The organism is Shewanella sp. 0m-8 (genome assembly GCF_052977265.1).
The window spans coordinates 108,425-134,962 of sequence record NZ_JBRIMB010000003.1 but is presented as its reverse complement, the minus strand read 5'-3'; the positions used below and the strand labels follow the sequence as shown (position 1 = coordinate 134,962).

Sequence of the window (26,538 nt, the reverse complement as noted above, 5' to 3'; positions counted from 1 at the left end):
TCAGTAACCAAATCCGCCACTTTACATGCCAATATATTGGCTCAAAAGACTTTTTTGACTTTATGCGAGAAGACATTAACTGTATTAATTAGCAAAGGTTCTACAAGCCTTTAGTCACAACTGATATCCGTTTTCTTTGAGAAGCGGATCCTTCCTGACTGACTGACAATGATAGCTCTCGAGTATTCACTGTTTGCTGAGTCTGGACAGTATTTTAATGTGCCGTTAGTACCAGAGGCGAGACCTTCAGGTTGAAACCGAATTGCCGATCGATTGTAACTAATGTAATCCTTTGAGTTAAATGGACCTATTTGATAAATAATTTTGTCATTACCATCAATAATATTAGACTGGCCTGAATCAGTAAAAATACTGATATTACCTTGCCAATCATTGCCACAGGCATGTGCCGTTAACGGACAGACTGTCACCCTAGAACCATAGGCAACCGCATGGTTTCTTGCCATCTGAATTGACTGCTGAATTTTTCTAATATTAGAATCGGATCGCACGCCTGCATATATAGAGTTAAAAGAAGGCACTGCAATTACTGTCAATATGGTGGCAACAACTAAGGTCACCATGAGTTCAACTAGAGTGAATCCGCTTGATTTATAGTACATATTAACTCTTCCTTGAGTTGCATATTTACATCCTGTAAATATTGAGTGGGGTACAGCCGAAGTATAGTCTACTGATGACGAATTTAAGTGCGCATTGGTATATTGTTCGGTTATATGAAGACTGCGTTTACTTTTGTGCTAACCCATAAATCACTTTAGACTTCATAGTTTTGCTACTGCGTGATAAGCTACCGCGCAGTCAAATTAAGCCTTTCAGCAAGTTTTTAGGGAGTTTTACAATGAAAAAAGTCGAAGCCATTATTAAACCATTTAAGTTAGATGATGTGCGCGAATCACTTGCTGATATAGGTATTACTGGTATGACTGTTTCTGAAGTAAAAGGCTTCGGTCGTCAGAAGGGGCATACCGAGCTTTATCGTGGTGCTGAGTATATGGTTGATTTTTTGCCAAAAGTTAAAATTGAGCTAGTGATTCAAGATGAACTGCTTGAGCAGGCTTTAGAAGTCATCGTTGATACGGCGCGAACCGGTAAGATTGGCGATGGTAAAATTTTCGTGACAGATATTGAGCGTGTTATTCGTATTCGTACCGGTGAAGAGAACGAAGAAGCGGTATAAGCGTTAACGACTTTTTCGCATTATCTGATTGTACAAATAATGCGAAAAAGCAGCTACAGAGTTTAGTTGAACATAGCCGACATTAAATTCGTGGCTTGGCTGATGAGTCTCTGATGACAGGCTCTGGCTGGAAGATTTTAGCTACATCAGACTTTTGTTCTCGGCGTTTAGCGATGAGTAACTCTGTCGCAATATGTGCGATCTCTTCATTGGGTTGATGCACTGTGGTTAGCTTAGGCCAAGTCTGACGTGAAAAAGGACTGTCCTCAAACCCTACAATAGATATGTCTGACGGAATATCTACCCCTTCGAGTCTTGCTGCAAATAATGCACCTGCGGCGATCTCATCATTACAAGCTACAATAGCTGTCGGTCTCACCTGTTTCTTAAGTAAGACTTTGGCTCCTTCAACACCAGACTCAAATGAATACTTGCCATCTATGATATAGCTTTCATTGAGTGAGATATGGTTATCTTTCAATGCCTGCTTAAATCCGGCTAAACGTTCTTTGGTCGACTCATGCTCATGATCACCGCTTAAGAATGCGATATCTTTATGGCCAAGATCAATCAGATGCTGAGTAATGGAAATTGCACCGGATCTATCGTTAACCATAACGGCTAAGCCTGTGTCTGCTTTGACTTTATCCCCTGCGATAATGCGCACATAGCTAGCATCGATTTTGTCTAGCTCAGCTAAGATAATAGGATCTTCAGATAACGGCGGGGTTAGCACCAAACCGGATAAACGGTTGTGCTTAACTAATTTAGTCAGCTCTTCACAAATATTTTTTGATTTAGAGTTGCAAGGGTGAATGAGCAGCTCGTAACCCAAATCTTTGCAAGCAGAAAGAATGCCATTTTGCATATCGATGATGTAATAAGCATTAGGGTTATCATAAATAAAACCAATTACATATGACTTTGTTCCAGCCAGATTTCGCGCAGCCAAGTTGGGCTGGTAATTAAGTTCTGCAATCGCGGTATTCACTTTGTCGATAGTCTCTTGCTTTACCGAAGGCTCATTATTGGTAACCCGTGACACGGTTTTTATCGATACGCCTGCATGTTTAGCGACATCATTTATGGTGACTTTCATTAAGCGAGATTCTCTTCGTTACACATTCTGCGTTGCCAAATCATGGTAACACAAGATTAACAATTGGCGCTGAGATGGTGCCATTTGCCCGTAAATTTAGCCGTATAGTGCGAAGTTTTATCCAAATTAGCAATGATAAGCAGGCAACTTTTATGTTTTTTTACTCGGATTAAAAAAAAGTCACTTATTAGTCACAATGTTTTTTGTGATTTAACTATATGTATTTTAATGACTATTAAGTCGTGCAATATCGGTCATTGTTATTTTATACAATTATAATGAGCTCGGTGGTTATTTTGTTGTGGCGCGACTGTTAATAATTGTGTAATGTTTGCCCTAGACATGACAGCGTTGTCATTCCGCTTCTGGAATGGTTATGGATATAAAAAAAAGATAATAAGTTATGGAAGGGAAACGAGATGCGACCATCTACCTTTAAGAAAAGTGTACTAGCTACAAATATCGCGCTGCTAATGAGTGGCGCTATGTCAGTTTCTGCAATAGCAGCAGAGGCTGATGCGAAAGCTGCAGCAGACGAAAACATTGAAAAAATTGAAGTTCGCGGCATGCGCGCTTCAATGAAAGCGTCAATCAATGAAAAAAGATTTTCAGATTCTGTTGTTGATGCCATTACCGCAGAAGATATTGGTAAGTTTCCCGATGGCGATGTGGGTGAGTCACTCGCTCGTATTCCGGGTGTTACGGTTAACCGTCAGTTTGGCCAAGGCCAACAGGTTTCCATTCGTGGTGCATCAAGCCAATTGACCCGTACCTTATTAAATGGCCACGCTGTTGCATCAACAGGTTGGTTCGATCAGCAAGCTATCGACCGCAGCTTTAATTATTCACTGCTACCGCCTGAAATGGTGAGTGGCATTGAAGTTTACAAGTCATCTCAAGCAGACCTTCCTGAAGGTGGTATTGGTGGTACGGTAATCGTTAAGACTCGTAAACCACTGGATTTAGATGCAAACACCGTTTTTGTTAGCGCAAAAGGCGATTATGGTACGATTTCAGAAAGTATCGACCCTGAGCTTTCTGGTCTTTATAGCTGGAAAAATGATGATGAAAACTTTGGTGTTTTAGTCTCAGCAGCAGGTTCTGAAACTGACTACCAGCGTAACGGTATTGAAACACTGCTTGGTTGGGGTGAAATAGTTCCATCTACTTTCCAGCAAGACCGTAAACGTACCGCTATCAATGTGGCTGCACAGTATCGTCCAACCGATGCGCTAGAGTTTGGTCTGACTTATACCGGCTTAGAGATGAAAGCCAATAACGCCAATACCTCTATCTTCCTATTCCCGACTCAGCAAGGCGTGAATACCTGTAATCAAGTCAATGCCGCAGGCGTTTGTACTGATATTACTCATACTGGTGAAGGTGGATTTGCTTGGGCCCAAACGTGGGCACGTAAAGCAAAAATGACATCTGACACGCTTGATTTTGATTTTAACTATGAAGCTGAAAACTTTACTGTTGATGGCCGTGTGGGTAACACTAAATCAGATGGTGGTACCAGCTTAACCTCTAACTACGGTGGCTCAATTGGCCAACCGGGTGACTTTGCTGGTCGTTATGATGCCACCGGTAAGATTATTGACATCGATATCGCTAAGCAAGACTTTGATGCAGGTGATTTCAATGGCGACCTGTCAACATCTGCTTGGGCATTGAAGAAGCAGCCAAACAGTGACGAAGAAACCTATGCAGATTTAAACTTCACGATCCCTGTTGAGTTAGGTGCAATTACCTCATTCAAGACGGGCGTTCGTTATGCAGATCATGACGTAACACAGCAAACCGATCTTGCAATTGTCGGTGATATTGCAGTGCGTGACCCATCATATTATTACAACGGTACAATTTCATCAGGTGCAGGCTTTACTCTGCCAAAACCTAACTTTGATGCAATGATCAACGATGCGAATGCCGCTATTACAGGTTTTGAGCGTGATAAGTCAGGTTATGGAACGCTGAATGAGAAAAACTTCTCTATGTACGCCATGGCGACGTTCCAGTCTGAAGGTATTCGCGGTAACGTCGGTCTACGCTATGTATCTAGTGATGTGAGGTCAGATTATTATGCATTGAGCGATACCGGCCAGTTTGCTGATAATTTAAGTACTGATAAAGCCAGCTACAGCGATGTATTACCAAGCATTAATATTGCCTTTGATTTAACTTCAGATTTGATTTTACGTACAACCGCCGCGCAGGTGATGTCTCGTCCTAACTACTCTGAGTTGTTTGCGACATCGACCTTACCAGGGCTAAACGATGGTGTTCCTGGTAATGAGAAGTTAAATAAAGGTTCTGTCTCACTAGACCCATTTAAAGCGACACAGGCTGACGTGAGCCTTGAGTGGTATTTCGGTGGCGAAGGGCTTGCGGCGATTACCTACTTTATTAAAGACGTGAACTCATTCATTTCTACTCGTCAAAAGCTTAATCAGCAGATTGGTATTGACGATAATGATGTTAAAGCTGATTGGGAAAATAATGGTAACCCAAGTGCTTGTGGTGAAGGCGTATTTGACTGCTGGACAGTGAGTGAGAAGTACAATGCCGAAGGTGGTCGAATTGAAGGTGTTGAACTACAGCTTCAAGACTCTTTTGATAATGGTCTAGGTTACTCGGCAAACTATACCTTCGCTGATGCGAGCTCTCCATCAGAAAACTATCCAGATCAAGTGGGTGTGTTCTCTGATTCATCTAAGCACACTGTTAACTTGGTTGGCTTTTATGAGATGGATGCGTTATCTGCACGTGTAGCCTATAACTGGCGTAGTGAGTACATGATGCGTGAGCTGCCAGGTTTCTACGGTAACCGCCAGCACGAAGCATATGGGACACTTGATTTGAGTGCATCATACAGCGTAACAGAGTGGATGGACGTGACGTTCGAAGCGGTTAATATTTTGGAAGAAGATAGCGTTCAAACGGGTGTAGCCCCGCTTGATGCAGAGGTTATCCCAGAGTTTAAAGCTGACTACCCAGTGTGGAGCTTTGAGGGCGAAGCACGTTACAAAGTTGGCGTAGCATTGCGCTTCTAATCAATACAATATAGTTGTCATCAAAAAGCCCAGCATTTGCTGGGTTTTTTATTAAATAACAATCTGATAATTGGCATTTTTTATTGGAGTGCTAAGAACTAAATGCTAAATGCTAAATGCTAAATGCTAAATGCTAAATGCTAAATGCTAAATGCCAAATATTAAATACTTAGTGTGTGCTAGTTTGGTATTGGTCTTTTTGACTCAAGAATATTGAGAGGGTCTATGGATATTAAAAGAATTGCTATCGTAGGTGGCGGCACAGCAGGTTGGCTGGCTGCGAATCACTTAGGTAAGGCTGCGCTAAGCAATCAGCACTTATCGGTAACTTTAATCGAGTCTCCTGATATTCCTACTATAGGGGTCGGTGAGGGTACTGTCCCTGCTATTCGTCAATCGCTTAACAGTTTTGGGATCAGTGAGGCAGAGTTTATTCGTCGCTGTGATGTGACTTTCAAGCAATCAATAAAGTTTGTTAATTGGCTTGATAAAAACAGCCATGGTGAGGAAAACTTTTATCATCACCTCTTTGATATGCCTGCGGCAATGGGAGAAGCGTTAACGGCTCAATGGTTGTCTAAAAAAGATCGCGCTTACGCAGGAACTATATCGCCTCAACACGCAGTTTGCGAGGTATATAAAGCCCCTAAAGCGATCACAGATCCAGAGTACAGTGGTCGTTTGGGGTATGCCTATCACCTTAATGCGGCAAAGTTTGCTGAGCTGTTAGGAGAAAATGCAACAGAGCGCTTTGGAGTCGAACTTATTCGTGCGAACGTAAAACAGGTCGTATTAGGTGAAGAGGGCGAAATCAAGTCTTTAGTGACAGATACCAGTGGTACGCTTGATTTTGACTTTTATATCGACTGTTCAGGCTTCGCTTCATTGTTAATTGACGGTTCATTAAAGGTGCCGTTTATCAGTAAGGCTGAGGAGTTGTTTGTCGATAAAGCTGTTGTGGTTCAAGTCGCTACCGCAAGTGACGATATTATTCCTCCCTTCACCGTTTCTACGGCGCATCAAGCCGGTTGGATTTGGGATATTGCATTAAGCAACCGACGTGGAGTGGGCTTTGTTTACTGTTCTAAATACATGGATGATGCGACTGCGGTGAGCAAACTGGACAAGTATCTAGGTGGAAAGCTTTCTGAGCATCAGCACAGAGTTATTCCTATGACGGTCGGCTACCGTGAGCGCTCGTGGGAGAAAAACTGCGTAGCATTGGGTTTAGCGCAGGGTTTCTTAGAGCCCCTTGAGGCCACATCAATCTTATTAACTGACTTTGCAGCAGGTTTGTTAGCGAGTCGTTTTCCTACCTCGACAGAACAATTACCTGTTCTGAAACAGCGTTTTAACCATGTAATGGAGTATGCCTGGGAGCGAGTGGTTGATTTTATCAAGTTGCATTATTGCTTGTCAGATAGAGCCGACTCTCAGTTTTGGATTGATAATCGTTGCCCCGCAACAATGTCTGATACGCTTAAAAGTCGCTTGGCCCTTTGGCAAGATTTTGTACCTAATAGAGAAGACTTCTTTAGTAAATTTGAGGTTTTCGATTTAGAAAACTACCTCTATGTGCTTTATGGCATGCACTATACCACTGAGGTTAATCAGGATAAAAGCGAACTGAATAACAGCTCCTATCAGCAAAGGCTAGATGAGGTTTCAGCTCAGTTAATTAGCGACCTGCCAGAACACCGAGAGCTACTTGAAAAAATTAAGCGCTATGGTCTACAAAGGGTGTAGCGTCTAGCGATGCTCAAATAGCGCTTACGGAGAGCATCTAAGAATCGTGCACCTGGGAATAGTACTCAGGGGAATAGTACTCAGAGGAATAGCACTCAGGGGAATAGTACTCAGGGGAATAGTACTCAGGGATAACATCCAGGGATAACGTACTAAGAGTACGGATTAGAACCTCTCCACTCTTTACCGTAAAGGGATTGGAGCTGCTGCTGATGTGGCGGAAAGTGCTGTGTGACGGTATTAAAGTATTTGATAATATTATCAAGTTTAACCGCTTTATCGCTTGCTAGCTTGTTGGTGTTTTGTGGGTTAAAACGTTCTTTCCCGGCTAACAGGCAGTACCAACTCGGAGTCAGGTAGGCTGTATGGCTTTGTGTCGCTTGTAGCACTGTCTCTAGATCGCCATCAGGTGAATCCCAAACCGCTATGATTTGCTTTAGCTTGTCAGAGCAGGTTTGCAGGTTTCGTGCATCAAGCCAATATTGGCTATCGGTGCGAGTATTTAAAAAATAATGTGCCTGAATGTAGTCTTTAATGGCATCAAACATCGCATTAATCTTGCTGTTAAATAGGTTTTGCTGGCTTAACTCAGCTCTTGCATAGCTGCGAATAAACTCTTCTAGCGTATATTGCACTGCCATTAAGGCTGTGGCCTCAAGGGGCTCGATAAAGCCTTGAGAAAGGCCCACCGCTAGCACATTTTTATGCCAATGTTTTTCAACTCTTCCGAGTCGCATAGATAAATGCTTGGCAGGCATACCTTCACAGTCATTGCCAATATGTGCCCTCAATTCTGCTTCAGCTGTGTTGCTATCAATATACTTTGAGGAATATACATAACCATTACCATAACGGCTACTTAAGGGGATCTTCCATGCCCAACCTGCACTTAAAGCCGCGGACTCAGTGAAAGGTGGCATAGGCTCACAGTTATTGATATTCGATGGGATCGCGATTGCGCTATCGTTGAGCAAACTGTCTGAATAGTCTTTAAATGATGTTTTTAGGGTTTTACCAATTAATAAAGCGCTAAAACCTGTGCAATCAACAAATAGCTCGCTGGTAAGTCTTTCACCGGACTGAGTGAGAAGCTGCTTTATATTATCTTTTTCATCAGTTTCAATATGTTCGACTGTATCTGAGACATGCTTTACCCCTAGTTTTATTGCGCGCTCTTTTAGATATTCACCTAATAATGCAGAATCAAAATGATAGCCATATTCCATAGTGCCATTGAGCGCTATATCGGTGTTTGGACTGCGGTTTTCTTTTGCTAAAAAGCTTTGTAACCAGTAATTATCAGGATGTGCATCGACCGCAAAACCTTGACGCTTTAGGTCAGTGTTATGGATAAACGCCTGACCTGTTTTGGTATCAATATCAGAATAAAACGGATGAAAGTAGCTATTGTGTTCAATGTTAGACAGCCAGTTAGGGAAGCTAATACCACATTTGTAAGTGGCATTACATCTGGGCATCCATTCAGATTCTGCTATTTCTAGGGTTTCAAAAAAACGTTTTAATGTTGGAGTGGAGCCTTCTCCTACACCAATCTTTGCAATTTCGGCAGAATCGATAACGGTAATGTTACAGCCAGCAATGCCCCAAGCATGATGCAAAAGACTTGCGCTCATCCAACCGGCGGTGCCTCCACCTATAATAATTATCTTTTTTGGAGGAGTCGTAGCGATCATTTGGTCTACCTTTGGCATTTGCGAACTATCAGCCGTAGCAACCACAAAGATGCTTTACGGCTGAATTATCACATTAACTAATGAGTTAAGTCGTACTGATTTTGTTTTTCGATAAGGCGAGGGATCTGCTGCAGTGATAGCAGATGGGCGTAGATAAGCGGTAATAATCCATTATCTTTTAGTGATAAAAATTCATCATTACTCAGCTGGTTTAAAGTCTGTTCATCAACGACATAGACACCATCAATATTGATAGGTTGCTCACTTTGCGCAAGCTTTATTGTTAGCTGCTTTACACTAAATAACCCTTTTGCGGCGAGCAACTGACAGATATTGTTTGTTTGTTCATTAAATGCTGCTATTTCGAGCAATGCTTGAGTACGCTTTTTTAGGTATTCACTTTGCTCTTTGTCGTCGTTAAATACCCGCTGAGCACTGTCATCAGACTCGGTAACTAAAGGGCTGCTAGTATCAATACAGACGAGAACATTATCACTGTCTTGGTTGGGTTTGACTAAAGACAGTGGTGCATTATTAAAACCACGAGGTTTAACTGCTGCGGGCCAGTTACTATTTTGGCAGTACAGATTGAGGCTATCTTTAATCCCCATCATAGCGACGGGAATAAATTGACCTGTTTCGCTATTTTTTACAAATACTAGCGGAAACTCTATCGCCAAATGATGAAACTCATGAAAAACCACAGGTATCAGGTTTTGATCGGCAAAACGGCTGTAATCTTGTGACTCGCTAATGAGCAAGTTAAGGTGATGGTCAGAATTAAGAGGGACGATATTATTGTTCATTCTACTGAGTCCTTTGGTACAGCCATTTAGACTGTGGCATAAATAGCTGTGAGTACAGCTTCGTAAATACAGCTTCGTAAATACAGCTTCGTAAATACAGCTTCGTAAATACAGCTTCAATAAATACAGCTTTGTAAATACAGGCTCGATAAATACAGCTTTGTAAATATTGCGTCGTTAAATATTATTTAGCCTAAAGTAGGTTAACACTCATGTGTGTTACTTGTTAGCGATAGGTATACTAATAAGTGACAGCGCTGTCAATAATTGACCTTAAACAGCTAAGCAATTTGTTGTTTTCGAGTGATACAGGCAATAGAGGAATGAAATGGGGTTAACGTTACTCGCATTGAGTGCTTTTTAATCCTCAGGGGGGAGATCGCTTTAACCGGGGGAATTTCTTAACTACATGTTTAAAAGAAGCTTTATTAGATATTTTTAATTGCTAACAGTGATTCATGGCTTAAGTGTCAAATAAATGTAGTTGTTTTGTACACTTTTGTGTATATTTAAATGACAGCGTTGTCATCTGCTTGTGTGACAGGTTGTTTGTAAGGTCTACATGAAGAGGATGAGGTCTCCTACTTCATGTTTTTGGCAAACATGATGTTTGTTACTCCTATATAGTCTCTCCCCAGAAACTAGTATGGGCCGAGTGCTTTATGAGTACTCGGCCATTTTTTTATCTGGCACAATGGAAGAGACGCGTAGGTTGGTATAGGGGTTCGCTTACTTCTAAAGGGGAGGAAGTGGCGAGACTAAATTCAAATAAATCCAAACAAATCAAAATAAATTATTTCACCTTTGATATAAGAATATTGATAACGAGGAAAGTAATGAAAATTAACGTGGTAGTCGCCGCAATAGCATTGGCACTAGCGGCAAGTGCTTGCTCTAACCCAAATGAAGCCCCAGCAAGTTCAAAGGCATCCAGCCCGCAAACTGTCAATCAAGGTGTTTTGACGCAATCAATTCTTAATAACATTGCCGATACCCTCGATGTTCAATATACCGTTGTAACCAATGTTCCCGATGATAACTGTGATAAAAACGTTAGTGATGGACGATGCTTCTTAGCCGAAATTGCGCTCACTTCCCAAATGGATATCAGCAATAAAGACTGGTCTATCTATTTCTCTCAGATGCGTCCGATTCAAAGCATCGTTGGCGATGAGTTTGATATTACGCGAGTGCAAGGCGATCTACACAAGATAACACCCGCTGCAGGCTTTAAAGGGCTTACACTCGGCGAAACTAAAACCATCCAGTTTAGAGGCGAGCTGTGGCAACTTTCTGAAATTGATGCCATGCCAAATTACTATATCGTTGCTGAAGGCCTTGAACCCGTCATTATTCGTAGTACACAAGTCACGGTTGATCCTGAAACAGGCATGGAGGTGCGTCCCTATGTCAGTGCCTTTAGTAATAGCGAAACCCAATATAAACGCCGTGAAATCGACAAGCTAGAATGGGCTACAACAGGAGTATTGTATCGCAATAACTTAGCTACGCCTAATAACGTGGCCTTGGCTGAAAACAGTATTTTACCAACACCCGTTAAGGTTGAAATTAAAGCCGCGAGTCAGCCTGTTTCGCTGCAATCTGGGTTAAATGTCGAGCTCAATGACGTCAGCTTAGCTGCGGTTGATGCTGCGCTACAAAGATTAGCGCGAATTGGTGTGAGTCAAAGTGATAAAGGGCTCAAGACCGTGCTATTGCCATTAACCTCAGCAGCGACTACAGGACAATATCGTTTGGATATTTCTCCTGAGATGATCAGTATTTCTGCCGCCGATGACGCGGGCTTCTCATATGGTCTTGCCTCATTGGCATCTCTTGTCGATGCCAATACGTTAGAGGTTAACCCAATGCTGGTGGAAGACTCACCACGTTACGATTTTCGCGGCATGCATATCGATGTCTCGCGTAACTTCCATAGCAAAGAGTTGATTTTAGACCTGCTAGATCAAATGGCAGCATACAAGCTTAACAAGCTGCACCTGCACATGGCCGATGATGAAGGTTGGCGTTTAGAGATTGCAGATCTTCCTGAGCTAACAGAGGTTGGCAGTAAGCGTTGTCATGATCTCAATGAAGATAGCTGTTTATTGCCTCAGCTGGGCAGCGGCCCCTTTAGCGATGCTAAAGTGAATGGCTACTATAGCAAAGCCGATTACATTGAAATTCTAAAATACGCTAACGCAAGACAAATCCAAGTGATCCCATCGATGGATATGCCGGGTCACTCACGCGCAGCGATTAAGTCAATGGAAGCAAGGTATCGCACTTTGATGGCTGCAGATAAAGCCGAAGCTGCAAAACAATATCTATTGTCCGACAGCGAAGATAAAACGGTTTATTCATCAATACAGTACTACAACGACAACACCTTGAATGTGTGTATGGAATCGACCTTTACCTTTATTAATAAAGTCATTGATGAAATCGCTGCTATGCACAAACAAGCGGGTGTGCCGCTTAACCTTTATCACATAGGTGCCGATGAAACGGCAGGTGCTTGGTTAGCGTCTCCAGCATGTAAGGCCTTTATTGCTAACAATGATAAAGGCGTAACTAGCATGGAAGAGCTCGGTGCTTACTTTATCGAAAGAACGGCTAAGTTACTTGCTGACAAAGGTATAGAGGCTGCCGGCTGGAGTGATGGTATGAGCCATACACGCCCTGAAAACATGCCCAAACAAGTCCAATCAAATATTTGGGACGTAGTCGCTCATGGCGGTCATCAACGCGCTCACACCCAGGCTAATCTTGGTTGGCAGGCTGTGTTAGGTCAGCCTGAAGTCTTATATTTTGACTTCCCGTATGAGGCCGACCCTAAAGAGCACGGCTATTACTGGGCGAGTCGTAATACCAACTCACAGAAAATACATAGCTTTATGCCGGGTAACTTGCCAGCCAATGCAGAGCAATGGACTGACATCGAAAACTTACCTTTTGAAGCCGATGATACGCTTAAAAAAGATGAGGCGGGTAACATCATTAGCGGACCATTAAAAGCCTCAATGCAATTTACGGGTATTCAAGGTCAGCTATGGAGCGAAACCGTGCGCAGTGATGATGTTGCTGAATACATGATGTTTCCTCGAGTAATGATGCTCGCTGAGCGTGCATGGCATAAGCCACAGTGGGAAGTACCTTATCAATACCAAGGCGCGGTTTATAATCAGCAAAGTGGCTTCTTTACTAAAGAGATGCGTCAAGCTCAGGCTGATGATTGGCACCGTGTGGCAAACACCTTAGGTGCTAAAGAACTTCTTAAGCTAGATAAAGCAGATATCGCCTATCGAGTTCCTACAGCTGGTGCTGTCATCAAAGATGGAAAATTGTTTGCCAATGTGATTTTTCCAGGTCTTAGTATTGAATATCGTGATGCAACAGGACAATGGCAGGCATATTCAGATGGTGTAGCAGTTACCGCGCCAGTTGAGGTGCGTGTTATTGCAGCTGACGGTAAGCGTAAAGGGCGCGCTCTAATTGTTAAGTAACAATTACTCAACAGGTGTGTTGGTTGTAAATGTAAGTATTAACTAAGCTTGAACGTAGCAGTGCTAAGGCGTTGCTGCGTTTTTTTGGTTTTTGTGAGCAAGTTTAAAAAACAAATGACAACGCTGTCATTGTTGTTGTAACATGAGGTTAACTTGGTGGGCTTTATTCGCAATTCGCGTATATAAAACCTAGATCCATTCTGCACTAAAAGAATGAGAACAATAAAGAGGTCTGTCATGGGCATGAGCCAGACGAAAGAAGAGTCCCTATACATAGGAATCGACGGTGGTGGTAGTAAGTGCCGTGCAACAATTTACACTCGTGACTATCGAGTTCTCGGTACGGGTGTCGCAGGGCGCGCCAATCCCCTTCATGGTTTAGCTCAAACATTTCAATCCATTGAAGAGTCTAGCCAACTGGCATTGGCTGATGCGGGTCTGACTCCCGCCGATAGCAAGCGTTTAATCGCAGGCCTTGGATTAGCCGGAGTGAATGTGCCTAGGCTGTATCAAGATATCGCCACTTGGCAGCATCCGTTTGCCAGTATGTATTTGACTACCGACTTACACACAGCCTGTATTGGTGCACATCAAGGCCTAGATGGCGCGGTTATTATCACAGGTACAGGCTCTTGTGGTTACGCTCGCGTAGCAGATAAAGAGCTGTTTTTAGGCGGCCACGGCTTTGCCTTAGGTGATAAGGGAAGTGGCGCTTGGCTGGGGCTTAAGGCGAGTGAAAGCGCGTTATTAGATTTAGATGGCTTTGGTGAGAAAACCTTATTAAGTCAGCGACTCTATGAATACTTTGAGGTTAATAGTGCATTAGGCATTGTTGAAAACCTCGCTGGGCAGTCATCAAGTACCTACGCCAAGCTTGCTAGAATTGTGTTTGAATGTGCGGCGCAAAATGATGGCGTCGCTCTGGACATAGTGCGTGAAGGCGCAGGCTATATAAGCGAACTAGCTAGAAAGTTATTTGAGTTAAATCCGCCTCGATTTTCTATGATTGGTGGATTAGCTGAACCACTAGCAGCTTGGTTAGACGAAGATGTATTAGGTAGACTTTCACCAACACTGCAGCCGCCAGAGTGGGGCGCAGCCTTTTATGCTCAGCAGCAAGATGCGAAGGCTTAAGCGCGGGCATGTATAGCAGATAGAAAACAATTCAATGGCGCCATATTTGAGTAAGCGAGAATAAAATGAAGCAGACGATAATTGCAGATCGCGTGTTTGACGGAACTCGATTCCATACTGACTTGCCTATCACGTTTGAAGACGGCCATATATTGGCGTTTGATACGGTGCAGGGGGCCAGCGAGTCACGCGTAAGCGGCCTTATTGCACCAGGCTTTATTGACGTACAAGTTAATGGCGGTGGTGGGGTGTTATTTAATGCCTCTCCGAGCTTACGAGGCATTGAAACCATTGGCCAAGCTCATGCTAAATTTGGCACTACGGCTTTTCTACCGACGTTAATTACCGATGATGTCAGTGTTATGCGTCAAGCTGCTGATGCCGTTGCAGAGGCGATAACGATAAACAGTGCAGGAGTTGTAGGTGTTCACTTTGAAGGGCCCCATTTAAGTGTGCCTAAAAAAGGTGTGCACCCACAGCCTCATATTAGACGCATTTCAGATGCGGAACTTGAGGTTTTTAGTCGTCAAGATTTAGGCATCAAAGTCGTTACTCTCGCACCTGAAAATGTGAGTTCTGAAGTCATAGAGGCCTTAGTTAAAGCTGATGTAAGAGTGTGTCTAGGCCACTCTAATGCAGATTACGAGACGGTGAAAAGAGCACTCAAAGCTGGCGCTTCAGGTTTTACTCACCTGTTTAATGCTATGTCTGCACTAGATTCAAGAAATCCTGGCATGGTTGGTGCTGCGCTTGAGAGCCAGGATGCCTGGTGTGGCTTGATTGTTGATGGTCACCATGTTCACCCTGCTTCGGCAAGAGTCGCAATCAATGCCAAGCCTAAAGGTAAGGTGATGTTAGTGACTGATGCAATGCCGCCAGTCGGCTTGGAGGAGGAGGTCAGCTTTGAGCTCTTTGGTACTCAGGTGCTGCGTGTTGGCGACAGGCTCAACGCTGTAACGGGTGAGCTTGCGGGCTGCGTGCTCGATATGGCTGGTGCGGTGGCTAATACTATCAATATGTTGGGTATTGAGCCTGCAGAAGCACTGCGAATGGCATCGCTATACCCAGCTGAATTTTTAGGTATTAGTGACAAGATGGGAACACTTAAGCTTGGCGGCCGAGCCGATATGGTGCTGGTTGATAATAACTATGATGCCGTGCAAACCTTCATTGCTGGTGAGCGAGTTTTTAAGCGTTAGGCTGTCTAGATACTCTTATCTGGATTCTCTGGTCTAGGTGCTGCTGTCTAGATGAGCTATGTTATCGAGCTTATGTAGAGCCTAAGTGTTAGACATTCGTCTGTTAAGTGCTCTTTTATTAAGGTTTTTTCTATTAAAGACTTTGTTGCTAAGGGCTTTGCTACTAAGGGCTCTGTAGCAAAGAGCCTTGCATTCAAGACCTCAGTACTCAAGGATTAAGTACTCAAGGATTATGTATCCAAGGGCTCAATCACTAAGCATTTTAGAGCTCTGTATTTAGGAGCTCAGCACTCAAGTACTCAGTATCTAAGAATTTACAGTTAACAACGAAGCTGTCAATCAAAGCCTCAGTAGTGAATACTAACTTGAAAAACAAAGGCTTTGATTTATACCCATTATAAAAAGTCGTAGAAAGGGTCGTTACCATGACAATAATAACAAATAACCCCCAATCAAATGAAAAGCCCAGAGTAAAGCTTAGGCTCAAGTCTTTAGATGCATTACGTGGCTTTGATATGTTCTGGATCTTAGGTGGCGAAGCTATTTTTGCTGCTTTGTTGGTGATGACTGGTTGGGCTGGCTTTAAGTGGTTTGACGCGCAAATGCATCATAGTGCTTGGAACGGCTTTACCTTCTACGACTTAATTTTCCCGTTATTTATTTTCCTGTCAGGTGTCGCATTAGGCTTGTCACCAAAACGCCTTGATAAGTTGCCAATACCTCAACGTTTTCCTTTATATAAACATGCGGTAAAACGACTGCTGTTATTACTGTTTTTTGGCGTGATTTATAACCATGGCTGGGGTACAGGGGCACCATTTTCTGCTGGCGACGTTCGCTATGCCAGTGTGTTAGGCAGAATCGCGTTTGCTTGGTTTTTTTGTGCTTTACTGGTTTGGCACACTAGCTTGCGGACACAAATTATCACCGCGATTACAGTGCTAATTGGTTATGCTTTACTACAAGCCTTTCCCGTTATATCCCTTGATGACACAGGTCCATTTACTGTGACGGGCTCAATTAATGCGGCAGTTGATAGTTTGTTTTTACCTGGAGCGACTTATCAAAATGCGGCGGTTGATCCAGAAGGTATACTCTCGACGATCCCTGCTGTAGTTAATGGCTTAATAGGAGTGTTTGTGGGGCACTTTATCGTCAAGCCCCATGCTCAAGGTGACTGGTATAAAGTGGCTATATTAATGGCATCGGGTATCGCGTTCGTTGGGGGAGGCTGGTTGTTATCTCCTCTCATTCCTGTGAACAAAACCCTATGGACCAGCAGTTTTACCTTAGTGACATCGGGTTGGAGCATACTGCTCTTGGCACTGTTTTACGCCATCATTGATGTCATTAAAGTGCAGAAATGGGCCTTTTTATTTACGGTCATTGGCTGCAACTCAATTGTGATTTATATTGCTTCGAGTATCGTAAATTGGAACTACACCGCAAGCAGCTTATTTGGTGGCGTGATTTTAAGTTTGCCTGAGAATGCGCAGGCATTAGCAAGCGTTATAGGCTTATTATTGGTGCAGTGGTTGGTACTTTACTGGATGTATAAGCGCGAGATTTTCATCAAGGTTTAAGTTGTTAGCCTTAAACTTACTCTTAAGTTAAATCTAAAGCTTGGGCTTTATACTGCCTGGGAGTAAGCGGGGAGGCAACTTTAACTAAGTTAAATAGGTTGTTTAAGTAAAAATGACAGCGTTGTCTTTTTTGCAATAATGCTTTAACATCGATGAAACATTGGGCTTTGAATTAGCACTACGTTAAAAAGCTAAGCACAGAATATAAGCAGATGACAGTCTGCAAAAGCTAAGTGGTATCAATGAAGGATGGGGTAGCAGTTTAATCTGGTATCATAAAATCAATTACTATAAGAAGCAGGTTTAATACATGACAGCAACGACTCAGGCTCAAGTTAGCCCCAAGAGCAGCTTACTGCCTATGACCATTATAGGTGTGCTCTTTTTCATCTTCGGATTTGTGACTTGGCTTAATGGCTCACTGATCCCCTTCCTTAAAATCATTTGTGAGCTTAATGAATTCCAAGCGTTATTTGTTACGTTTGCGTTCTATATAGCTTATACGGTGATGGCACTACCAATGTCATCGATACTTAAGAAGACGGGTTATAAAAATGGTATGGCGATAGGCCTAGCTATTATGGTTGTTGGCTCATTACTCTTTATTCCCGCTGCCCAGAGTGCCAACTTTATCCTATTCCTAGGAGCGTTATTTGTATTGGGTACGGGATTGACCATTTTGCAAACCGCATCTAACCCTTATGTTGTGCATATTGGCCCTAAAGAAAGCGCCGCAATGCGTATTAGTATTATGGGTTTGATTAACAAAGGTGCTGGTGTCATCGTACCTATCTTATTTACTGCATTGGTATTATCAGGTTTTGAAAATTTTACTGCCGATCACTTAGCGGCATTGAGCGAGGCCGACCGTTTAGCGCAGATCAATGAGCTATCATCAAGACTGGTGATGCCTTATATTTATATGGCTATAGCACTGACGTTCTTAATTGGTTTAGTTAAGTTTTCATCGCTGCCAGAGCTAGAGTTTGAAGTGGCTGATGATCATCAAGAAAAGGGTGGTATTACTCACTTTCCACAAGTGGTACTAGGCGCAGTTGCTTTGTTTGCTTATGTTGGTGTCGAGGTTATTGCTGGTGACACAATTGGTTTGTACGGTGAGAGTTTAGGGGTAAATAACTTTGCTTCACTGACGTCTTACACCATGGTGTTTATGGTGTTTGGCTACATTATTGGTGTGACTTGTATTCCTAAGTTTATTAGTCAAGAAAAGGCACTACTTGGCTCAGCTCTAGCGGGGATTGCCTGTATTATTGGTGCTGCGTTAGGTTCTCGTGAAAGCACAATGATTGCTGATATTCTTTGGGGCTGGAGCGGTATTCCGGTGATCCCTGATACGGTGACATTTGTCGCTATGATGGGTTTAGCTCATGCACTTGTATGGCCATCAATCTGGCCGTTAGCACTAGAAGGTTTAGGTAAGTACACGGCTCAAGGTTCAGCTCTATTAATCATGGGGATCTCAGGTGGTGCAATCTTACCTTTGGTATTTGGTAAAGTGGCCTACTTTGCAGACAATACACAGGTTGCGTATTGGGTTGGCTTACCTTGTTATCTGTTTATCTTATTCTACGCCTTAAAAGGCCATAAGATGCGCAGCTGGTAATCAGCTTAGTCACTCTGTCATGCCTCTTTAATGTTGAGGTTTGATCCATAAAGGAGCCTAAGGGCTCCTTTTTGTTTTTTTAAGGGCAAAGCATGGCAAAGGTGGGAAAAGCGTTCAGGAACAACATAACGCTTATACAAAGTGCTAGAGTGCTATAGGAGACGCATGGGAGGTTAGGCGTCTATCTCGTTAGATTTTTCTTTAGTATTAAGAACTTTAAATGATGAGCAATTACAGATACAAAAAAGCCACTCTATTGAGTGGCTTTTTTGTTTTTATGGTGCCGGCACCAAGAGTCGAACTCGGGACCTACTGATTACAAGTCAGTTGCTCTACCAACTGAGCTATGCCGGCTTATTTGTTTAACCAGTCAATTAACTATTGTTAAGTCACTCATTAAAAAATGTTGGTGCCCGAACCCGGAATCGAACCAGGGACACGAGGATTTTCAATCCTCTGCTCTACCGACTGAGCTATTCGGGCAACTAATCGCTACTAATGTAGGCGTTAGATTTGCTACTTCAAACACAGCATTTAAAGCCTGTCTCGTTTGGAGTGCGCGTATAATATAGTGATGTTTTATAAGGTGCAAGTGCTTTTTTGTTTTGTGGCGACGAATCGCAATCTAAAGCTGTCTAAAGTAAGTTATTTACCACTGTCATTGCTCAAGTACTGCTCAAGATAGTGCGCTTAGACACAGATTAAGACAGTTAATGATGACGATTTTATTGCGTGGGTTAGCTATTGCTAACAGGTGGCTTTTGAAAATAACCACTGACTGAAGGCTCATTATACCAATCAGTATAAGAAGTTGATCTACTCAGAGTGTTTCTTGGCAAACTCTTTCAAGGCGAATGGATGACATAATAGTTGTTTCCTTCTGAGCCTATTCAATGCAGAAGGAGGCCGCAAAAACGCTCCTTACAGGCAAGTTTTAGCGGCTCTGATACTGTGTAACGAGCTTAAACGTAAAATGACTATGCTCTTCACTCGTTGCAAACCACATGGTCTTGTATGTTCCCGACATACATAAGACATTTCCTCTATCCGTTAAGGTTTGCTGCTGGAAATATCATAAATGCAAGCTTGTATGAATACACGACTATATGAAAACAAGGCTATATGAATACAAGGCTATATGAATATAGGAGGCTGAGTAACGCAGGCGCAGTTACCGAAGAGCCATGAATGGCCTTGCCTCTGCAGCGCTAAGCTCTGGCTGAGGAAGCAAATCTTTATACTGACTTTGATTACCTGTTAAAGGGGGAGCAGCACCAGTAGTGTTTTAAACGTTAACCGCATGTCGACTAAGAATACATTGTTAAATTACAGACACAAAAAAGCCACTCGAAGGAGTGGCTTTTTTGTTTTTATGGTGCCGGCACCAAGAGTCGAACTCGGGACCTACTGATTACAAGTCAGTTGCTCTACCAACTGAGCTATGCCGGCTTATTTGTTTAACCAGTCAATTAACTATTGTTAACTCACTCATTAAAAAATGTTGGTGCCCGAACCCGGAATCGAACCAGGGACACGAGGATTTTCAATCCTCTGCTCTACCGACTGAGCTATTCGGGCAACTAATCGCTACTAAATGTAAGCGTTAGATTTGCTACTGCAAACTTGATGGCGTTAAAGCCAGTCCCGTTTGGAGTGCGCGTATAATATAGCGATGTTTTTGAAGGTGCAAGTACCTAAGTGTGCAACTGCGCAACAAATAAGCTCTCCCCGAGGTTTGCGCTTGTTTTTAAGGCTGCTTGAGCTTTATTTGCGCAGTGGCGCCATTTGCTTTGCCACTATGAGCTGTAAGCTTTCGCTGCAAAGGGGTAAGTCAGGTAAATATGTTTGCTGGCAAAGCAAGATACTATGAACGCTAGGTGCTATGAACGCTAGGTGCTATGAACGCTAGGTGCTATGAAAAATAACCGAATCATGATGCTTGCGATTTAAACAGTAAGCAAAGCCGTCAGTTTCAGTCGTAAGTTCATTAGTAAGCTAAGCAGAATTTAGCAAAAGGCGTTAGCAAAAGTAAGCTATAGCTAAAAAGGGTAGGTTGCAGTCATTCGAAGTCGATTGAATCGGGCTGCGTCACATTGGGTTTGGCTAAATCAGGTTTCATCATATTAATTGTGATAGTTAAGTATGCATGAGTTACAGTGGCTACCTGACATAAATTATTCAGTCAGGTGAGCAATCCCTGGTGTGATCGAAAGATAATTTATTGAGTGATGTAGCTTAGGTATAGATTGGGTATAGCTTTGGGAATATGCTTGCTGATTTTAGATACAAAAAAGCCACTCTATTGAGTGGCTTTTTTGTTTTTATGGTGCCGGCACCAAGAGTCGAACTCGGGACCTACTGATTACAAGTCAGTTGCTCTACCAACTGAGCTATGCCGGCTTATTTGCTTAACAAGTCAATTAACTATTGTTAAGTCACTCATTAAAAAATGTTGGTGCCCGAACCCGGAATCGAACCAGGGACACGAGGATTTTCAATCCTCTGCTCTACCGACTGAGCTATTCGGGCAACTAGCGATACATAAATGTAAACGTTAGATTTGCTACTGCAAACTAGATGGCGTTAAGGCCTGTCCCGTTTGGAGTGCGCGTATCTTATAGCGGGATATAAAATCCTGCAAGGGCTTTTTTACTCATTAATGATTGTTCGGCTAGTTTGTGTGCAGCTTGATAAATCAGAACAATCAACTGAGCCCATGCGCTCATCAATTGATTAACCGTTGCGCTATTAATAAAGCGTTAACGAAAACAGCAATAGTAATACCGCGATGTTTGAGCTGCTTTATTCAACCATGAGCAGTTTGCTTAGCTATCGAGCAAAACCTTTCTAAAAAATAGAATTTAACCGCCTAAATTTGCTGGTTTTATGTTTAAAAATAGTTTGTATGATGGGTTCATTAACTAGGTGCTGGGAAAATTATGTTTCGCAATACAGATAACTCTTACGGCTTGGTGGCCATTTTGATCCATTGGTTATCAGCCATCGCTGTGATTGGACTGTTTGCCGTCGGCTTTTGGATGGTCGATTTAACCTATTACAGCAGTTGGTACCAAACTGCCCCCCACCTGCATAAGAGTATTGGGTTGTTATTGCTGCTACTGACTTTAATTAGACTCGTTTGGCGTTATTTTTCGGTTAAACCGGCCGAGTTGACGACCCATAAGCCTTGGGAAAAGCGTGCAGCTCACTTAGCGCACAATGCACTTTATCTATTAATGCTGCTGATTATGCTCAGTGGTTATCTCATTTCGACGGCGGATGGCAGAGGTATTTGGATATTTGATTGGTTAGAGGTGCCAAGTTTTGGTGAGTTGATAAGCAAACAAGCCGATATCGCTGGGGCTATTCATCAATATTTAGCTTATGGGCTAATTGCTCTGGTGGTTATTCATGCTATAGGCGCATTCAAACATCACTATATTGATAAAGACAAAACCCTAAGCAGAATGATTAAGCCATTGCCATAGGGCCTTAAAGTTACGCCGCTATGGCAGCAAAGATTAACCAGCTCAAACGATTTAGCTCATTTAATCGAGCGCACGATAAACAAGGATAGAATATGAACAGCCAATTTTTAGCTCTAGCATTAACAGCATCAGTAACCACTTCTATGAGTATGGTAAGTACCGCGCAAGCCGCAGACTATGTGATAGATACAGAGGGCGCGCATGCCTCTATCGAATTTAAAGTAAGCCATTTAGGTTATAGCTTTGTGGTAGGCCGTTTTAATCAATTTGCAGGTGATTTTAGCTTCGATATCAACAATATTGCAGATTCTACAGTCAATGTGACCATTAATACAGCCAGCGTCGATTCTAATCATGCTGAGCGAGATAAGCATTTACGTAGTGGCGACTTCTTAAATACGGGCAAATTTCCGCAGGCAAGCTTTGTATCAACATCAGCAGTAGACAAGGGCGACGGCAATTTTGTTATTAATGGTGACTTTACTTTTAATGGTGTCACAAAGCCGTTAGCCATAGATGCCAAAATAATAGGTGAGGGCAGTGACCCATGGGGCGGCTATCGTTCAGGTTTTGTTGGCAGCACTGAATTTGCCTTAAAAGACTATGACGTTAAAGTCGATTTAGGGCCAGCATCAGCTAATGTGGTTTTAGATTTAGTGGTAGAAGGAATTCGTAAGTAATTTCAAGTCACCAAAAAGTGCTTTAAATAGATAAAACAAAACGCCGCTTAAATTAATTTAAGCGGCGTTTTTGATGACGTTACATTGTGGCGCAGACTAAAGCTGCGACCAGCTCGAACTAATGCTAAACAGTCAGTTACTCGTCGTCTTTTTGCGGCACGTAGCCTTCAATTTCGACATCTTTACCTTCAAACAAAAAGTTTACCATCTGCTCTTCTAAGAACTTACGGTCATCAACATTCATCATGTTCAGTTTCTTTTCGTTGATCAGCATGGTTTGCTTTGACTGCCAAAGTGCCCAAGCTTCTTTACTGACATTGTCGAAAATACGCTTGCCCAAGTCACCTGGGTAAAGCTGAAAACCTAGGCCTTCTGCTTCTTTGTTTAAGTACACGCAGTTTACTGTGCGAGCCATGATTACTCCTTAATTAATACAGAACCTAAGTCAGCCAGAATTCGCTCAGTAGCGGCGGCTAAACCAACTTTAGGTGGATGAGATAAGTTATACCAGAGCGCGGAACTTTGTTCCATGATCTGGTTATTGCTAATACCACTTACTCGGACCAACACCGGCTGGATATCGAGGTGAAAGTGGCTAAAAGTGTGTCTAAAACCGACTAACTCTTGTTGCGAGGTCATTTTTAGTTGCTTGTCTTTAATATAAGCGTCGAGTTCGGCGCGCTCTGCAAATTGAGGAAAGCACCAGAGACCGCCCCAAATACCCACGGGTGGTCGTTTCTCAAGATGCACTTGATGCTCATCTTCTATGACTAATAGCCAAGCAAACTTTTCTGGAATGGATTTCTTTGGTTTTTTACCTGGATATTCGGTCTGCCGGCCACTTAACTGGGCTTTACAGTCTATGGCTACAGGGCATTGGGCGCAGTTAGGCTTGGAGCGCGTACAGACTGTTGCACCAATATCCATCATGGCCTGATTATATTTTTGAATATCTTTAGCTGGGGTTAACATTTCGGTTAATTGCCAAAGTTGCTGCTCGACAGGTTTTTTACCTGGCCAGCCTTCGATTGCACCATGGCGAGCTAAAACACGCTTCACATTACCGTCGAGAATAGCAAAGTTGAGTCCTAAAGATAGCGAAAGCACTGCACCTGCCGTTGAACGACCAATACCAGGTAATGCCAAAACATCATCAAAGTGAGTTGGAAACTCGCCATTAAAATCAGACTGCATTATTTGTGCGGCTTTATGTAGGTTTCTGGCGCGCGCGTAATAACCAAGTCCAGTCCAGTGATGCAACACTTCGTCCTGCTCGGCACAGGCTAGGCTATCAATATCTGGAAATCGTGCGATAAACTTTTCGAAATAGGGGATAACCGTAGCAACTTGCGTTTGCTGGAGCATGATCTCTGAAATCCATACTTTATATGGGGTTTTATTGAGTTGCCAAGGAAGTTGTTTACGACCAAAGTTGTCGTACCATTCGATAATTCTTGTTGAAAAAAGCGCGGTAGTTTTCATCGGCGCAGTGTAACTTTAGCCTAGGGTTTAAACAAGCAAAGCACAGGGCTTTTTATGGCAAAGTGGCTGGAGTTGTAAGCAAAATATGGCTTATTTAGCTGTAAAGCAAAGGCACTGCTCGCACAAACTGAGATTATTGGTATAATTTCGCCACAATAAGGCTTGCACTGAAGGTTGAACTTTGGATAATGCCTTTCTTTTTTAAATTATGCTGTCTTAAGCGAGGGCGAAAATGAGCGACGTAACAACCGCTGAATTCAATGAAGAAGGTAAATACCTTCGCAAAGTGAGAAGCTTTGTATTGAGAGAGGGCCGTTTAACTAAAGGCCAAGCTCAAGCAATGGAGCAGCAATGGCCAATCATGGGCCTAGATTACACTCCAGAATCGATTGATTTAGTCGAAGTATTTGGTCGTGAAGCAGATACCGTTCTAGAGATCGGCTTTGGCATGGGCGCGTCATTGGTAGAAATGGCTAAGGCGGCTCCTGAGCTTAACTTTATCGGTATCGAAGTGCATAAACCCGGCGTCGGTGCATGCTTGGCAGAAGCTGCTGAAGCGGGCGTGACTAACTTACGTGTTTATCACCATGATGCAATTGAAGTACTTGAAAATAGCATTGCTGAAGGCAGTCTGGCTTGTGTGCAATTGTTCTTCCCAGATCCTTGGCATAAAACTCGTCATCATAAGCGCCGTATCGTTCAAGCACCATTTGCTGAATTGATCCGCAAGAAACTTAAAGTTGGCGGTGTATTCCATCTGGCAACAGATTGGGAAAACTACAGCGAACATATGCTAGAAGTGATGAATGCCGCGCCTGGTTATAAAAACCAATCTGCGACAGGTGATGTTGTTGAACGTCCAGATCATCGTCCATTGACTAAATTCGAAGCGCGTGGCCACCGTTTAGGTCATGGGGTTTGGGATCTTATGTTTGAGCGTGTTTAAGCGCTAAACCGAATTTATATACTGTAAATAAGCTATCTAGGAGAACAACCATGGCAGCAAACCGTAGCCGTCGCTTACGTAAGAAATTACGCGTTGATGAGTTCCAAGAGTTTGGATTTGACGTTAACTGGATTTTTAATGAGTCAGTAACAGAAGAGCAAATTGATGCAATCGTTGATCAGTTTATCGATGAAGTGATTGAACCTAACGACCTAGGTTATCACGGCGGTGGACACAAAGAGTGGGAAGGTATTATTGCCACTCAAGGTATCGGCAAGTGTACAGAAGAGCACCGAGCTGCAGTTAAAGCATTCTTTGACGCTCAACCTGTATCTGATCTCGAAATTGGCGAGCTTTACGATATTTGGTGGGGCTAATGCCTGAATTGGCATTACTTGAAGAGATCCTAGAAAAAGTACGACCTCTTCTAGGACAGGGTAAAGTGGCTGACTATATTCCAGCCCTTGCCCAAGTTGATGCTAATAAGTTAGGTATTGCAGTGACGACCTCTGACGGTGTCACTATAGGGGCTGGAGATTATCTCGAGCCCTTTTCAATTCAGAGTATTTCTAAGGTATTTAGTCTTACCTTGGCGCTAATGCTGTATGAAGAAGATGAGATTTGGTCGAGAGTCGGTAAAGAACCCTCAGGCCATTCTTTTAACTCTTTAGTTCAAGTTGAATTGGAAAAAGGCTTACCGCGAAATCCATTTATCAATGCTGGTGCGCTGGTTATTGCCGATCTTTTGCAAAGTCGTTTAGGTGCGCCTAAGCACCGTATGCTTGAGATTGTTCGTGGTTTAAGTGAAAACAATAGAGTGGGATACGATAAAATCGTTGCCGCATCTGAATATCAACACAGCGCAAGAAACGCCGCGATAGCTTACTTGATGAAATCATTCGGTAATTTTAATAACGACGTTGATACTGTGTTGCACAGCTACTTTCACTATTGCTCACTTCGCATGAGCTGCGCAGATCTTTCCCGTGCTATGTTTTACTTAGCTAACTCAGGTAAAAGCCTTGCTGGTAAACAGTTAATTAGTCCTGTACAGAATCGGCAGTTAAATGCGTTATTAGCCACATCCGGCCTTTATGACGGTGCGGGTGAGTTCGCTTATCGCGTCGGTATGCCGGGTAAGAGCGGTGTCGGCGGTGGCATTATCGCGGTGATCCCTGGTGACATGTCTGTATGTGTTTGGTCTCCGGAGCTTGATGCCAATGGCAACTCTTTAGCGGGCACGGCAGTGTTAGAAGCCTTGAGTCAGACTTTAGGCCGTTCGATTTTTTAGTTT

19 protein-coding genes and 6 tRNA genes are annotated in these 26,538 nt (G+C 42.9%); 13 read left to right on the top strand and 12 right to left on the bottom strand.

From position 1 onward, the window contains the following. Window positions 1–110 precede the first annotated feature (110 nt). A complete protein-coding gene (locus tag ACVBIO_RS02705; protein ID WP_447160468.1) occupies window positions 111–623 on the bottom strand; it encodes a GspH/FimT family pseudopilin in 513 nt (170 codons plus the stop codon). A 239-nt stretch (window positions 624–862) separates the two neighbouring features. Here ACVBIO_RS02705 and ACVBIO_RS02700 point away from each other — a divergent pair, with 239 nt between their 5' ends. After that, window positions 863–1,201, top strand: coding sequence for a P-II family nitrogen regulator (locus tag ACVBIO_RS02700; protein ID WP_012154353.1), 339 nt, complete (start codon window positions 863–865; stop codon window positions 1,199–1,201). 82 nt (window positions 1,202–1,283) lie between these two features. On the opposite strand, the gene ACVBIO_RS02695 is transcribed toward ACVBIO_RS02700, so the two are convergent. Further along, the gene (locus ACVBIO_RS02695) at window positions 1,284–2,300 is read right to left on the bottom strand and encodes a LacI family DNA-binding transcriptional regulator (RefSeq protein WP_447160469.1); all 1,017 of its coding nucleotides are present in this window, start codon (window positions 2,298–2,300) and stop codon (window positions 1,284–1,286) included. A 419-nt stretch (window positions 2,301–2,719) separates the two neighbouring features. On the opposite strand from ACVBIO_RS02695, the gene ACVBIO_RS02690 reads away from it, so the two are divergent. Together ACVBIO_RS02690 and ACVBIO_RS02685 are read left to right on the top strand one after the other, a co-directional pair. Further along, window positions 2,720–5,356 carry a TonB-dependent receptor gene (locus ACVBIO_RS02690; protein ID WP_447171903.1) on the top strand — a complete coding sequence of 879 codons (2,637 nt, stop codon included), beginning with the start codon at window positions 2,720–2,722 and terminating at the stop codon, window positions 5,354–5,356. Between the two features lie 225 nt (window positions 5,357–5,581). Further along, the gene (locus ACVBIO_RS02685) at window positions 5,582–7,102 is read left to right on the top strand and encodes a tryptophan halogenase family protein (RefSeq protein ID WP_447171902.1); all 1,521 of its coding nucleotides are present in this window, start codon (window positions 5,582–5,584) and stop codon (window positions 7,100–7,102) included. Window positions 7,103–7,254: 152 nt separating this feature from the next. On the opposite strand, the gene ACVBIO_RS02680 is transcribed toward ACVBIO_RS02685, so the two are convergent. Beyond that, window positions 7,255–8,796 carry a tryptophan halogenase family protein gene (locus tag ACVBIO_RS02680; RefSeq protein WP_447171901.1) on the bottom strand — a complete coding sequence of 514 codons (1,542 nt, stop codon included), beginning with the start codon at window positions 8,794–8,796 and terminating at the stop codon, window positions 7,255–7,257. Between the two features lie 77 nt (window positions 8,797–8,873). Next, window positions 8,874–9,602, bottom strand: coding sequence for a SapC family protein (locus tag ACVBIO_RS02675; protein ID WP_447160473.1), 729 nt, complete (start codon window positions 9,600–9,602; stop codon window positions 8,874–8,876). An 836-nt stretch (window positions 9,603–10,438) separates the two neighbouring features. Here ACVBIO_RS02675 and ACVBIO_RS02670 point away from each other — a divergent pair. The 5 genes from ACVBIO_RS02670 (at window position 10,439) to ACVBIO_RS02650 (ending at window position 18,648) form a co-directional block, all read left to right on the top strand. Then, window positions 10,439–13,108, top strand: coding sequence for a family 20 glycosylhydrolase (locus ACVBIO_RS02670; protein ID WP_447171900.1), 2,670 nt, complete (start codon window positions 10,439–10,441; stop codon window positions 13,106–13,108). 237 nt (window positions 13,109–13,345) lie between these two features. Next, the gene (gene nagK / locus ACVBIO_RS02665; protein ID WP_447160475.1) at window positions 13,346–14,242 is read left to right on the top strand and encodes an N-acetylglucosamine kinase; all 897 of its coding nucleotides are present in this window, start codon (window positions 13,346–13,348) and stop codon (window positions 14,240–14,242) included. 65 nt (window positions 14,243–14,307) lie between these two features. Continuing rightward, window positions 14,308–15,441, top strand: a complete 1,134-nt coding sequence (gene nagA / locus ACVBIO_RS02660) for an N-acetylglucosamine-6-phosphate deacetylase (protein WP_447171899.1) — start codon at window positions 14,308–14,310, stop codon at window positions 15,439–15,441. A 425-nt stretch (window positions 15,442–15,866) separates the two neighbouring features. Then, window positions 15,867–17,024 (top strand): transmembrane glucosamine N-acetyltransferase NagX, encoded by a 1,158-nt coding sequence (gene nagX / locus ACVBIO_RS02655; protein WP_447171898.1) that lies wholly within the window; start codon window positions 15,867–15,869, stop codon window positions 17,022–17,024. A 310-nt stretch (window positions 17,025–17,334) separates the two neighbouring features. Further along, window positions 17,335–18,648 carry a sugar MFS transporter gene (locus ACVBIO_RS02650; protein WP_447163685.1) on the top strand — a complete coding sequence of 438 codons (1,314 nt, stop codon included), beginning with the start codon at window positions 17,335–17,337 and terminating at the stop codon, window positions 18,646–18,648. 278 nt (window positions 18,649–18,926) lie between these two features. Here ACVBIO_RS02650 and ACVBIO_RS02645 read toward each other — a convergent pair. The 6 genes from ACVBIO_RS02645 to ACVBIO_RS02620 form a co-directional block, all read right to left on the bottom strand. Continuing rightward, window positions 18,927–19,002, bottom strand: a tRNA-Thr gene (locus ACVBIO_RS02645). Window positions 19,003–19,055: 53 nt separating this feature from the next. Further along, window positions 19,056–19,131: transfer RNA gene (locus ACVBIO_RS02640), tRNA-Phe, on the bottom strand. A gap of 890 nt (window positions 19,132–20,021) precedes the next feature. Next, a tRNA-Thr gene (locus tag ACVBIO_RS02635) sits at window positions 20,022–20,097 on the bottom strand. Between the two features lie 53 nt (window positions 20,098–20,150). Beyond that, window positions 20,151–20,226 (bottom strand) — tRNA-Phe (locus tag ACVBIO_RS02630). A 746-nt stretch (window positions 20,227–20,972) separates the two neighbouring features. Then, window positions 20,973–21,048: transfer RNA gene (locus tag ACVBIO_RS02625), tRNA-Thr, on the bottom strand. 53 nt (window positions 21,049–21,101) lie between these two features. Further along, a tRNA-Phe gene (locus tag ACVBIO_RS02620) sits at window positions 21,102–21,177 on the bottom strand. A 410-nt stretch (window positions 21,178–21,587) separates the two neighbouring features. On the opposite strand from ACVBIO_RS02620, the gene ACVBIO_RS02615 reads away from it, so the two are divergent. Both ACVBIO_RS02615 and ACVBIO_RS02610 read left to right on the top strand, forming a co-directional pair. After that, the gene (locus ACVBIO_RS02615; RefSeq protein WP_447160479.1) at window positions 21,588–22,136 is read left to right on the top strand and encodes a cytochrome b; all 549 of its coding nucleotides are present in this window, start codon (window positions 21,588–21,590) and stop codon (window positions 22,134–22,136) included. A 92-nt stretch (window positions 22,137–22,228) separates the two neighbouring features. Further along, window positions 22,229–22,816 carry a YceI family protein gene (locus ACVBIO_RS02610; RefSeq protein ID WP_447171897.1) on the top strand — a complete coding sequence of 196 codons (588 nt, stop codon included), beginning with the start codon at window positions 22,229–22,231 and terminating at the stop codon, window positions 22,814–22,816. A gap of 136 nt (window positions 22,817–22,952) precedes the next feature. Here the strand turns inward: ACVBIO_RS02610 and ACVBIO_RS02605 are convergent, their stop codons facing one another. Then, complete coding sequence (locus tag ACVBIO_RS02605) at window positions 22,953–23,231, bottom strand: oxidative damage protection protein (protein WP_012276265.1); 279 nt, start codon at window positions 23,229–23,231, stop codon at window positions 22,953–22,955. Window positions 23,232–23,233: 2 nt separating this feature from the next. Then, complete coding sequence (gene mutY, locus ACVBIO_RS02600) at window positions 23,234–24,298, bottom strand: A/G-specific adenine glycosylase (protein WP_447171896.1); 1,065 nt, start codon at window positions 24,296–24,298, stop codon at window positions 23,234–23,236. 232 nt (window positions 24,299–24,530) lie between these two features. Between mutY and trmB the strand changes: the two genes are divergently transcribed. From trmB to glsB, 3 genes are read left to right on the top strand one after another with little or no spacing between them, the layout of a single operon-like run. Beyond that, complete coding sequence (gene trmB / locus ACVBIO_RS02595; RefSeq protein WP_447160482.1) at window positions 24,531–25,244, top strand: tRNA (guanosine(46)-N7)-methyltransferase TrmB; 714 nt, start codon at window positions 24,531–24,533, stop codon at window positions 25,242–25,244. A 50-nt stretch (window positions 25,245–25,294) separates the two neighbouring features. Next, entirely contained in the window at window positions 25,295–25,621 is a 327-nt protein-coding gene (locus ACVBIO_RS02590) for a YggL family protein (protein ID WP_447160483.1), read from the top strand. Then, entirely contained in the window at window positions 25,621–26,535 is a 915-nt protein-coding gene (gene glsB / locus ACVBIO_RS02585) for a glutaminase B (RefSeq protein WP_447160484.1), read from the top strand. The genes ACVBIO_RS02590 and glsB overlap by 1 nt, the downstream gene beginning before the upstream one ends. Window positions 26,536–26,538 lie beyond the last annotated feature (3 nt).